The sequence below is a fragment of the Methylotuvimicrobium sp. KM1 genome (assembly GCF_044788715.1).
Taxonomy (GTDB): domain Bacteria; phylum Pseudomonadota; class Gammaproteobacteria; order Methylococcales; family Methylomonadaceae; genus Methylotuvimicrobium.
In genome coordinates, this window is the sequence record NZ_CP173170.1 from 4,053,382 (window position 1) to 4,065,393 (window position 12,012).

Sequence of the window (12,012 nt, forward strand, 5' to 3'; positions counted from 1 at the left end):
CTTCTACACAATAATTGTTTGATTGGCATGGGATTTTCCTTTCTGTATATCATCGGTGACTGTGTTATGTCGGCTAATGACCTAATCGCTGCCATTGAATCAGATTAGGTGATAGACCGCAACGGGTCGCCTGGCGACTGTCCGCTCTTCAAATTCATCGCTGGAAAGCTGTCATTGAATTCCGATTCCTGAAAGCGGCCATTCGTCAACGAGTTCAACCGACCCAAACCCGTCATACGATTTTCTCCAAAGCGGTCGCATGCCCAAACATGGTTTTTCGAATTTCGCTTCTACGAAGCAGCCTTTCGTGGTCTCCGGCAGTCGGCCAAAAGCGGTCAGTCAAAGGCATCGAATTACTCGTACACTTGAACGCAAAATGATTGCATTCGAGATAGGCACCAACAACAAAGACAAATATTTTTAAGGTGTTCTTTCAAACTCAAGCCATAAATGCCTTATTCGAATTAGGCCAGATTTTTCTCTGTTGTGTTGGTATTCCCAATCTCGCATATGGTGAGTTTCACATCTATCAGAAATAGCTGTATCGCCTATGCAAGGTGACGGCGAATCGCTCATTTTTAGGGATTCTTGCGCCGATAATTTCGACAGAGCAGGTATTAGTTTGCCGTTTAGATTTGTGGTGTCATCCGTGTAACCTAGCATCATGGCGTCCTGCATTGCCCACGCATAGGTTCCGTCGACAAAACGTGACAAGCCTTTGTCGAGATAATGTCCTTGGATTGGGTGCTTAGAATCAATAGGTTTGCATTCAACGAACAATCCATCATAGTAAGCGCTGTCGATTTCTACACCCGGTCGTTTTCCATAAAATTTGAAAACCATATCAGGTTGCTTATCTATGCTGGAGTTTTGAAAATCTCGCCAATTACTTTCTCTTTGCACCGATTCGAATTGATCAGGACAAAATCCAGATGAATTTTGCAAGCGAATACCTTCGAGACATTTGCATAACACCTCGGTAAGTTGATCTTCGTAGGCATCTTCTGCCTTCATGCCGTTTAAATCGATAGTTTCATTAATTTGCGTCCATGCTTCCCTTATCGCGTTTTCAATGATTCTTAATGCCCCTTCCATGATGAGTGGGTGAGGTAATTGGGCATTGCCAAGCCACACACTGCCTGAAAACAATCCTCGCATTTAACTTCCTTGTTCGAGTTGATGGCCGTAATTACGCAATAAATCGGCGGCTAACAGTCTGGCCTGGGTTGCAGTCCAATAGCGTGCCTGATCGAGAATACCGACACGCAGGCAACCTGGGTGGTTTTCCCAAGTTTGGATAATGCGGCTAACCATTAGGTCATCGGCTTTGGCTAATATATTTGGCGATAAATTTTTCGAAACTCGCTGCAATTGGCCGGACGCGTCTATATCAATAAAGACCCACGGCTTGGTTTTGCCGTTGTTGAAAAGCGAAATACTCAGCTCACGTCCTGTAACGCTGAAAAACGGTTCCATGGATGCATGCAAAGTATATTTAAATATATCTTTTTGCTGGAGAGTACAGGAGCTTGCAGCCTGCTTCGATTCTTCGGCACCATCCGGTAAATCCATAGTTAACGAGTCGTCTATAACTTGGCAATCCCACGGGTTTAAACCATAAATTTCTGCAATCAATTCGTCGATTTCCTCCCAAGGAGGTGACGAAGGATTGGTTATCATCAGGTCGGCTAGATTTTCCATTCTTACCAGTTGATCTGGCCGTAGGCGATCAACTGGTAAGAATGGAATTCTCTTATAGTCCTCAGTAAGCGATGCATCTCGCTCAATACCAAATATACTGCTTGTGGCCAACTGATAGAATGAAAACAGCTTGCTGTGAAATAGAATCAGAATATATTTGGCAAGTAACTCGGCATTTGGGCTTCCAAAACAACTAAAGCCAAAATAAGACTCAGTATATGCAATCTCTTCCAAGTCTTTAACGAGAAGTGATCGGCCGCGATTACGGTCATATCTAAACCCATGACGAATCAAGATCACTGGCTGTCGGTAGATTCCGATATCTGTACGACGATGTACTTTATCGATTTCAAATAGATTTAGCGTATCAGGCATAACAAAAAAAGGATGTTCATTATATTCTGCCGTAACAACAACTCGACCATTCAAGAATGTGGCGTCTAGTTTTCCCGATGTTGTTGATCGATATCCCACCCCCATTGCCAGCCCATTTTCTTTCCAATAATCTTTAATAGATGGCAGTTTTTGATTCACAATTTTTTCAATAATGCCACTGCTCAACCGATTTCCACGAAACAACGATTTAAGTAACCACGGTTTATCAATGACGCCTCGATTTGACACTGGTTCAGCAGCTTGGGCATCGATGCGCAATCGACCTTCTTTGTTCAATGTAGGATCGAGCTGCGGCGATACGAAGAAAAATCCTGCATTTGAATTTGGTAAACAATTTTCAGCGAACACTAGACAAAACGGAGCCGTTACCCGAGGCCAAACCTCCGTATTTCTGAGGGCTGCGCCATTGAGTATGCCGGTTATGTGTAGTGCTTCTAATATAGAGTTTCGCGATTGTATTCCCTGTTTCGATTGCTTGAACAACCACCTGCCATGTAGAGCAAGGGCAATACGACCTCCAGGTTTTGCCCATTCCATTGCCCGCCACAGAAACGGCAAGTCGGGTACATCACCAGGATTAGTGTATTTTTCAGCATTCGGTATTTGTCGAGCGATGGCGACCCTGCGCGATACCTCGGTATAAACCTTTTTTAAATCCTTGTGGCCTTTGTCGTGAGCGCTCCACGGCGGATTGCCGATCACGATGTCATAAGCCCCGTTATGCTCAGAGCCAACTTGATCGCCCAAACTTCCTGCTACCGGATTCAGCAAATCTTGTTCCGAATGATCTACATTAGACCAGTTGAATAGCACCTTGCCTTGTAAAGATTCAAAACTTAGCGCCTCCATGGGTGACGGTTCTGGATCGAGTTCCAGGCGAGTCAAATAAAGCGACAGCGCGGCTAGTTTTAGTGCATGACAATTGACATCGAAACCGCGTATTTGCCGATTAAGAATTTCCCGTAATCCAGCGCGATCAGGGCGTTTGCCATCGTGACGCCAGCGAGCTTCGACTAGTTTATGAAAAGCCGCGACTAAAAAAACGCCAGCGCCCGCTGCCGGGTCAAGTACTTTGGCCTGATGCGGTTGGTCTATACCGCAAAATGCCTCATCGACCATGATTTCCGCGATATGCCTCGGGGTGTAATACGCGCTCGTGGCTTTGCGTTCTTTGGGGTAGAACATTTCCATATAGCGCTCGTAGACTTGACTCAGTAAGCCAACCGGCACATGGGCAAGATGCAAATCGCCCCAATCAAACCGGCCTTGATAGACGCCATCACCCAGAGGATCATCAAAATGCAGAATGGCTTGCAGGGCCTTAAAAATATGCTTGCCGTTCTTGCCTTGCAGCAGGCTATCAAAATAAGCGTTTAAGTCCTTATCAGGTAACGGCAACAAATCGCCGTTAAAGGTTTGATCCAACCAAAGACACGTTGCCGCTGCGTTTTGTGGATTTTCAAAGGCATTATCCGGCGAACAATTACCCGAAGCAAGAAACGGAACCGGTTGGTTGCGGGGCAAGATTTCTCGATCCAATAAAAACCGCAGAAACACTGCACGCCCGGTTAAAGAGACTATTTCCGCCACAGGTAAACCGGCTTCCCGTAAAACTTTAGCCGACTCTTCAAGCAACCTGAATAATTCAGTTTCAATGAGTTTTTCGCCGAAAGGTACAGGAGAGTTCCCTTGGGCAAGCCGAGGAATTAACCAAGCGCCATCAGCATCTTTTTTTACATCGACTGACTGGTTATCCTTTTTTGAAGTCAATCCCGTTGAATGTAACTCCAAAATACCATGTCGTAGGATACCGATTAACGCGGTATCCCCCCGCATTGCCATCAGCCGCTTTATTTGCGACAGGCGATTATTGAGTTGCTGCTCAACGCTGAAATGCGCTTCGGAATATAGGTACAACAGAGGCTGATGCTGGACTTCCACCACGGCTTCGGGCATCAATAACGGTCGTTTTGAGCCCCCTTCCACTAGGTCGAGATAGGGTAATATCGAAGGACTTTCGTTGCCTTCCAACACGACAACGTCTTCGCTTCTTGCGCCGAAATTCCTTAGCTCATCAATCCAATCCATCTTCATTACTTTCGGAACTCCATGGCGTCAGCCTCGCACGCTTTGCAAGGTAAACGGTATTTCCAGTTGCTGTTGGCCGGATAGTTCAGGTAACAGGCATTGCCGCATGGATTCCGTTAATTGGGCCAAGGGAATCACAATCACGGGAGCGGAAAAATCAAGCTTGCCTATCTCATCGACATGGCAAATGCCGGCGTTTGCCCCTCTCAGGATAATCGCTTGATTTTGCAGCATGGCCGGACGCGACTCGGCCAGCTTTCGGAAAAGGGCGTCAATTACCGGGCCGATGTTGCTGATTGAGGCTCCAAAGTCTTCGATAGCTTGGGCGGTCGATGCGAGGCAAATCAAATCAGAAAAGCTAAATCGGGCAGCCTTTCCAGATTTTTCCGCCAGATATGGAATGTTTTTACGCCAATGCCGCAAGGTTTCCGAAGAAATACCTGTGATGGTTCTTGCTTGATCTTGCGTAAATTGTATAGCTTGAACCTCAGTCATTTGCGTTGTCTACAACGAGAAATAAATGAATTTTAGACCAATTTCCGAGCCTTTCAAATGAAAAACTGAGTTATCAAGAACAGGAGCTCAATTATTGTATTGGCGGACAGACCAATTAGCTTTTCCTATTGCTTTCTGCGAGTGTCCGCTCAGGGTCGCTCGGCGACCGTCTGCTCTTCAGATTCATCGCCGGAAAGCTGTCATTGAATTTCGAGACCTGAAAGCGGCCGTTCGTCACTGAGTTCAACCGACTCAAACCGGTCTCTTAATTTAGATGTTTGACTGTCGCTTGAGTTGGTAATTGCGGTCATTCAGAGCGAGGCTTTAGAATTATCCTGACCGGTTTATCATGAATGAAATATAGGTTATACCGCTTAGAACATCTAGCGTTGAAGCAGCATTCTTGACAATAAAGCAGGAAAATCGTTATGTTAGCCCGGTCGGGACAATAGCTTGAGCATGTCAAAACGACATACGGTATCAAACGTAACGCCATCAATCAGATCAAGCAGGCGCTTGGGCGCTCCTTATCTGACCCGTTAGGCGTTCAGTGTGAAAATAGCCGGTTCGATTTGCTTGCATGAGTGTGATAGTTATGGTTTAGTTTGTGAATAGTGCAACACGCAAAATGGTGAATCCGCTAAAGTTATGCACACCATACTGTAATAATTAAAGAGAGAGCAGATGAGAATTTTTTTGGTAGCCGTAATTATTATTTCTTTCGTAGGTTCCGCATTAGCCCAGGATAAAATTGATCGGATGCGTGCTGTTACGATGGAATCGTTTACGCCGGATACGGTTAAGTGGAAGGATGAACCGATACTCCCTAAAGGTGCCCAAAGTGTAGTTCTAGTTGGTGACCCAAATAAAGCAGGCGTTTTTATCGCTTGGCTGAAATTTCCGTCCAATTATCCGATTCCACCACACATACACCCCTTTACAGAAGTAATCACGGTCCTGCGCGGCAAACTAGGCAATGGTCTAGGTGAAACATTCGACACGAAGAAGGGCGAGATGCTTAAAACAGGTTCTAGTTTTGTGTTACCCGCAGGCCACACCCATTATGTCTGGACAACCGATGAAGAAACCATCGTCGAACTAATCGCCACGGGGCCGTGGGACATTACTTATACGAATCCTACCGATGATCCACGTAAGAAGAAATAGCGCGTAGATTAAAGTGTATTTGCAAACCCCAAAATTTACAATCAAGCCTAACTCAACGCTCCAGTTGACAGGCGCTATCGCGCGCGGCAACTGAGCTTTGCGTTGAACCTTCCTTTATTGTCGGTTTAGGTTCGTGGCTAGGGGGGTCTCTGAATGACAGCTTTACAAAGACTATCAGCCACCTGTACGAAACCTATGACTGTCTCTATATGGATGTTATGCAAAGCTTTGCATAACGAATAGCGTTTATCTGTCGCGCCATCCAAATCAGATCAAAGCGATGAGCTAAATCGCGACAGATAAACCTTGTTGGACTAAACCGCCTTCGCTGAGCTCCGGGTTTGGGGATTAATAGTTTGGCTCCTGCGCAATGTCAAGAGCTGGAGCGAGTTTACCCTCAGTGTAGGCCTGACTTTATAGGCAAACTGAAGCGGATGAACGTTCGAAAGCGGACCAAACATTAAGCCGATCTGTCGAATGCGAGTCCTTGGAACTGAATTGGCAGCGTTCAGGCTGAACGAATCCCTGGCAAGTAAACGCCATTTTTTTGAAAATACGAAAGCTCTCGTAGTCATTACGGTGGCCCCCGGGAAGTAGGACGCGGCAGCAACGCAGGATGCGGACGCACGACGACAGATCGATCCGGCGGAAGCTCCGCTACGAGCCGCAAGGTACCCTGCTCACAGCAAGGACACCGCGAGATATCCTGTTGCGCCACTCGCTGCATGAACGCTTCCGCAGCTTCAAGCGCCAACGGCGCAGGCGCAGGGACTTGGAGCGCTTGCCGGGCTTGGGCCAGTCGTTCGCGTTTGTGAGCGGGAGACAACAAGCCATAGTGGCGAATCCGCTTGAAACCCGGCGGCAATACATGCTGTAAGAAACGGCCGATGAATACCGCTCCGGGAATCCGGATCACCCGTTTTCCTCCGGAGTCGTCGGCGCGCACGCGCAGGAGCACATCGCCCTTCCGGATCGCGACGATGCGCTCGTTGGAAACAGCGGTGCGATGGGTATAGCGGGACAGGTAGTCGAGCACTTGGGCGGCACCGCCAAACGGCGCCTTGGCGTAGACCACCCAATCGTAGCGAAGCAAGCGGCGGCGCCGTTCGGCCCAAGCCTCGGCAGTGGCCGCCGGATCGAGCGTTAGCTTGCCATCATGACGAGCGGCATCCAGGAACTTGGCCCGGAAGACCCGTGACAACCCACGAATCGGAAACAGAAAACGCGGGTTGCGTTTCGGCTCAACCCAGTTGCCCTGCGCATCGAGTCCGCCGCAGGCGATGAGCACATGGACATGGAGATGGCGGCGCAAATCCTGAGTCCAGGTATGTAAGACCAGGGTAAATGCCGGTTCTGCGCCTAGCCAGCGCGGATTGCGGGCAAACTCGGACAGGGTTGCCGACACGCACGCCATCAGGGTGTCGTACACCCAACGGTCGTGGACCGCCGCCAGCGAATTGAGGTCATGCGGCAGGGTGAAAACCAGATGGGCATAAGGAACCGGCAGCAGTTCGGTCATGCGCTGCCGGGACCACTCCTCCTTAGCACGCGTCTGGCAGTTGGGACAGTGACGATTGCGACAGGAGTGATAGACATAGTCGCGATGCCCGCACGTATCGCACTCCAGACAATGGCCGCCCAGGGCCGCGGTACGGCAGTCAAGCACTGCTCTAATCACCTTGGCTTGCGGCGCAGTCAAGCCGTGGGCATCGAGATACTCGGCCCCGAACGTTTGGAATACCTCCGCCAAGCCTGTCCTGAGCTTAGTCGAAAGGGTGGCGGACATAGTGCGTGCCCTGTACCTGGCTTAATGCGGCTTGGGCAAGGCCGCGAGCAGATCAAGGGGATTTGTCGTGGCGGGAGGCTGCCATTGTGTGGAGACCAGATGCAGATAGCGACTGGTGGTGGACAGGTGATTATGACCGAGCAATTTCTGGAGCGTGACCAGATCGACACCGGCTTCCAGCAAATGAGTGCCGAAACAGTGCCTAAGCGTATGGATTCCGCCGGACTTGGTAATCAGCGCCGCGCTTCGCGCCTGGTGATAATGGTATTGAACGCCGGCAACGGTTATCGGACCGGAACCGTAACGGCTTGGAAACAACCATTCCTTGGGATGCGAGTCGCACCAATACCGACGTAAGGCGTTCAGCAAGGTGGGCGGCAACAGCGTATAGCGATCTTTCCCGCCCTTGCCCTGACGAACCCGCAAGCACATCCGATCCGGATGGCTATCGATGTCAGCGATTCGCAAGGCGCAGACTTCCGAGACTCGCAAACCTGTCGCATAAGCGGTCTGTAGCATGACTCTGGACTGGAGAGAAGCGGCACCGGCGAACAGGGCCGCCAGTTCGGCGCGTGCCAATAGTTCAGGCTGCCGCTGTGGCGTTTGAGCCATAGGCACCGGAAATACCGCGTGTTCCCGCTTCAAGACGGTGCCATAGAAAAAGCGGCAGGCTGCGGCAGCCTGATTAAGGGTGCTGTAGGACAGCTTGCGGTCGCGGACCAGATGCAGTAGCCAGGCCTCTACCTGTTCCGGAGTCAGGTCTGCGGGGTTTTGGTGGTAGAAAATTGCCAATCTGGCAACGTTTTCGATGTAGGTTTGCCGGGTACGTTCGGCCAAACCGCGCACGAGCATGGCGTCGTGCATTTGTTGGCGTAGCGGGTTCATGACGATCTCCTCGGAAAAACAGGGAACATTCCCTGATTTTCAAGGTAACCGTTGTTTTAAGTTAGTCCAACAGAGTCTTAACCGCAACGCTGAGGTGGACTGCCACCGCGATAGCGGTTTAGTTCAACATCCATTATGTGAAGTTTCCGTTTATGTATAGCGCTGTTGTCGCGAGCGAGATGCAATCAGGCTTGGAAGCCTATATCACGCCACGAGCTTTACATAATTTCCATGATTTCAAGATTGGCAGCAAAGTATCTGAAGCTCATTTCCGACATGTATTAATATCGAAAATCATCTAATCGCCATTTTTATAGCGTCAATTCGGCTTATTCAAGGAGTAATGGTGCCCGCTGGACCAGTACTTGGTAGCAAAAAAGGTGATTAAACGAGTTCATAACAGTCTCCAGAAATAGGCTAAGGAATTTCCATTCCAGATGACTGCGGAATTTATGTCCAGCCTTACGGACGAGGTGCCTTGCTAAATCCACTGATTGCAAGCTATAAAACAATCGGAGCCAAATTACTATGCATAAAAGGAAACTTCACATAATGGCCGGGTAGAGCCAAAGAGGTCAAAAGGTTGCTTGCCGATAAGCTGCCATTCGCCAAACTTAGAGATGGAAAATTTCGCCAGTATCCTCAATGGCCGGTTTTGACCGTTGCCAGTCAATTCCACCCTAAACCCCATTACCCCGAAACATTTGGAGGTAGAAAATTAGAGAAACACCGCATCGAAAAGAGTCAGTGTTTCTCTCTAATTAGAACAAACCTACGACTTCGATCTGTTTGGCTCAGCGAAGACCCTCTCGCAAATAGTCAGATAAAATACCAAATTGATTCCGGTATTTTCGTTTTCTCTGTCCAGACTTTCTGCCTTATTCTTGATCTCATCCTTGGATCCAAGATAACGAATGCTTTATAGTATTATTCGTAATCGATTTGATGAGCGGCCAAATTTATCATCTGCCTAACCCCTAATATTCGCTGGGTAACAGCATCACGCGATGATCGCCATCCTCGATCAAGTAAAACCGCCAGTCTCCAACCTGCGTATCGGTGAAATCGATAGTATAGGTCGCAATCAGACCGTCGTTGCCGTCCGTGACCGTGATAACGGCTGTTTGGTCATCGGCTACTTTCATCACCACCGATCCAAAATACGCCTTGCATTTGTCCAGTTCCGGACAGGCTTCCAGCGCCATTTTGTCCAGAAACCAGTAAGCGCCGTTTTCAGCGAAAAACTGGACGCCGTCCGTGTAGATCATCCGCTTGTTCAACGGATGGCGATACCATTGCTCGGTGCCGGTAAAATTAGCCAGCGCTGAGGCAAATTCACTGGTATCAAGACGTGTGTTATTTGCGGTCTGTGTGTTCATGGTTTTCATATTTTTCTCCAGTTGGATTAAAGAAACCGGAGAATTCAGACCGCCGCAACGCGGGGAATAAATTCCCCGATTGGGTTGATATAAACGTCCGCACGATTCCCGCAGGAACCGGTCGCCGGCATGGCAGACTCGCGGCGGCTAAAGGCTGTCACTGAAACGCAGTGACCACGGTAAAGGTCGTCAGCCTCGCCAAGTCAGATGCTTTTTCCAATACCGGCCAGACCGGCACTCGAAAAAGCCCCCTGAGTAGGGGCAAATATCAGAAGCGATTACTTGTTGTCGTTATCAAGTTTCGCCTGTCTTAACTTGTACAGGTCGTCATTGTCGACACGATCGTTACTGTTATGAAAAAGCGGCGGGAAAACAAGCCCCAACCGGGATGATGTTTCCCGACTGGGTGGGTGAAATACTATCGGTTAAGCGGCTTCCACTTTAACGACTTTACCTGTCGGGTCGAGACGGATCCGAAACGACTTTCCGTACAACAGCGGACAGCCGGAAAAATCCGGCAATAACGAGGCCACCGCATCCGACGGTTCGGTCGTCGTGTTAGCGATACAAAACCGCGATAACGCTTCGACATCGGCTTCGTGTAAAGCCTTTTGAAAGTCATCATATTCGTTTTCGTATCGTCCGACCTGTTTCAACACGAACCCGGAAACATCCTGCTTCGGTATGATCGCTTCGCAGTCGTTATCGCTCCCCAGGTAAACGGCGTCATCGTGAATTTCAATCACGTCGTCGCCCAGGTGAATTCGGTAGCAATCGCAAAACCGTATATTGATCGAAGTCAGGTCACCCTCGAAAACGTATCGATCGGTCACGTTGACCGGCTCGATCCGCAGTTCCTGGGTTTGAAGATCATCAATCAAATCGTGTAGCCAATGGCCGCTATCGAGGTATCTCCTGTCATAGACAAGATACCCTTTTTTCCATGCAAACAGATAACGCCCTGCACCATCCTGCTCGATCACGTCATCGATCATCACAATCCCTCGCGCCTCGATCTCATCACGCGTTACCGGTTTGCGCGGATATTCCGAAAAATCACCATACTGGCAGCTACACACCGGATAACTCACGATTTCTTGCAACACTTGCCAAGGCACGACCGGAACGTCGTTGAGTAGATGGAGTAACTGCCAGTCCCGCATTATTTGATAAAACATGGCGAATTCTTCGGCTGCCAGCGTCATCTTCATCGAGCGCAAGCGCATTTCAATTGCTTGTCTCAACACCTCCGTGATCCGCCCTATTGCGCCCTCCTCGTCGATCAACTTGTCACGATCCGGCAATCTGGCGTCGAAACACGATGAATTCAGATGAATGACATGATGTCGATCCGAATAAAAACTGGGTGTGCGGTATATCGGCAAGCCCTGAAGATAAACTTCATAGCTGGAATTTCTGACGATCGGATTAACCAATCCGTGTAAATACACCTTGCCGATTTCCGTATCGATAAAAACCAAATAATCGGAATCTTCGGCCGCCGGCCGCTCCAGACATTCTCCGTTGAAATAGACCGGAATCGGAAAGCCTCTGGCCAAGTTCCTCAAGGTGTTGAGAATAGTTTCTTCATCCAGTTCCATACCGGTCAGCACGATATCGGTGGTGCCTTTCCATTCGCAGGAAGTCACCGGTATCGTCTTGAATGCCAGAATATCCTGCGTATTCGCTGAGATTTCTTTGCCATTGCTTGTCACTAAGATATGGCGACAGGCGAACAAAGCGGATAAGAATCCGATCCCGAACGGATGCTCCTGGTTAACAAGATCCGTCTTCCATCCTGACTCCGCAACAGAGAGCAGTGTTTGCATAGACTCGATGCCGCAGCCGTCGTCCGATACCACCAGCGTGTTGGACTCCGTGGCGGAATCTGTCGTGTAATTGAATCTCACAGCCGAGGCGCCGGCCCGCCTGGCGTTCTGCATCAATTCACTCAGGACGGTCGTTTTGTTGGTGAAACTGTACTTCAAGCTTTCGACCCATTTTTGTGGATTCACTTTCATCGCGACTTCTTGTTCGTGTGTCATGGTATTGCTCCAGTAGATGAATATAAAAAACAGGAGAAACACGCATCCCACCAGGGAATCAGTTTCCCCA

Annotated in this window: 8 protein-coding genes; 1 reads left to right on the forward strand and 7 read right to left on the reverse strand. The window is 49.0% G+C overall.

Translation table 11 applies throughout. The features are described 5' to 3' along the window. Positions 1-420 precede the first annotated feature (420 nt). The 3 genes from ACINK7_RS17405 to ACINK7_RS17415 form a co-directional block, all read right to left on the reverse strand. Positions 421-1,158 (reverse strand): hypothetical protein, encoded by a 738-nt coding sequence (locus ACINK7_RS17405; RefSeq protein WP_404357195.1) that lies wholly within the window; start codon positions 1,156-1,158, stop codon positions 421-423. Further along, positions 1,159-3,495, reverse strand: coding sequence for a class I SAM-dependent DNA methyltransferase (locus tag ACINK7_RS17410; RefSeq protein WP_404357197.1), 2,337 nt, complete (start codon positions 3,493-3,495; stop codon positions 1,159-1,161). Positions 3,496-4,212: 717 nt separating this feature from the next. Then, complete coding sequence (locus ACINK7_RS17415; protein ID WP_404357199.1) at positions 4,213-4,680, reverse strand: hypothetical protein; 468 nt, start codon at positions 4,678-4,680, stop codon at positions 4,213-4,215. A gap of 684 nt (positions 4,681-5,364) precedes the next feature. Here ACINK7_RS17415 and ACINK7_RS17420 point away from each other — a divergent pair. Then, positions 5,365-5,847 carry a cupin domain-containing protein gene (locus ACINK7_RS17420; RefSeq protein WP_404357201.1) on the forward strand — a complete coding sequence of 161 codons (483 nt, stop codon included), beginning with the start codon at positions 5,365-5,367 and terminating at the stop codon, positions 5,845-5,847. A 574-nt stretch (positions 5,848-6,421) separates the two neighbouring features. Here the strand turns inward: ACINK7_RS17420 and ACINK7_RS17425 are convergent. The 4 genes from ACINK7_RS17425 to ACINK7_RS17440 all read right to left on the reverse strand — a co-directional run bounded on the left by ACINK7_RS17425 (position 6,422) and on the right by ACINK7_RS17440 (position 11,942). After that, positions 6,422-7,633 carry an IS91 family transposase gene (locus tag ACINK7_RS17425; RefSeq protein WP_404357203.1) on the reverse strand — a complete coding sequence of 404 codons (1,212 nt, stop codon included), beginning with the start codon at positions 7,631-7,633 and terminating at the stop codon, positions 6,422-6,424. A gap of 21 nt (positions 7,634-7,654) precedes the next feature. After that, positions 7,655-8,518 carry a tyrosine-type recombinase/integrase gene (locus ACINK7_RS17430; protein ID WP_404357205.1) on the reverse strand — a complete coding sequence of 288 codons (864 nt, stop codon included), beginning with the start codon at positions 8,516-8,518 and terminating at the stop codon, positions 7,655-7,657. A 977-nt stretch (positions 8,519-9,495) separates the two neighbouring features. After that, positions 9,496-9,897 carry a DUF6876 family protein gene (locus tag ACINK7_RS17435; RefSeq protein ID WP_404357207.1) on the reverse strand — a complete coding sequence of 134 codons (402 nt, stop codon included), beginning with the start codon at positions 9,895-9,897 and terminating at the stop codon, positions 9,496-9,498. A gap of 425 nt (positions 9,898-10,322) precedes the next feature. Beyond that, positions 10,323-11,942, reverse strand: a complete 1,620-nt coding sequence (locus tag ACINK7_RS17440) for an ATP-binding protein (protein ID WP_404357209.1) — start codon at positions 11,940-11,942, stop codon at positions 10,323-10,325. Positions 11,943-12,012: the final 70 nt, after the last annotated feature.

Excerpts from the sequence above, each read along its gene's own strand:
- ACINK7_RS17430 (WP_404357205.1), bottom strand. The coding sequence starts at position 8,518 with ATGAACCCGCTACGCCAACAAATGCACGACGCCATGCTCGTGCGCGGT.
- ACINK7_RS17440 (WP_404357209.1), bottom strand. The coding sequence starts at position 11,942 with ATGACACACGAACAAGAAGTCGCGATGAAAGTGAATCCACAAAAATGG.
- ACINK7_RS17420 (WP_404357201.1), top strand. The coding sequence starts at position 5,365 with ATGAGAATTTTTTTGGTAGCCGTAATTATTATTTCTTTCGTAGGTTCC.
- ACINK7_RS17405 (WP_404357195.1), bottom strand. The coding sequence starts at position 1,158 with ATGCGAGGATTGTTTTCAGGCAGTGTGTGGCTTGGCAATGCCCAATTA.
- ACINK7_RS17415 (WP_404357199.1), bottom strand. The coding sequence starts at position 4,680 with ATGACTGAGGTTCAAGCTATACAATTTACGCAAGATCAAGCAAGAACC.
- ACINK7_RS17425 (WP_404357203.1), bottom strand. The coding sequence starts at position 7,633 with ATGTCCGCCACCCTTTCGACTAAGCTCAGGACAGGCTTGGCGGAGGTA.
- ACINK7_RS17435 (WP_404357207.1), bottom strand. The coding sequence starts at position 9,897 with ATGAACACACAGACCGCAAATAACACACGTCTTGATACCAGTGAATTT.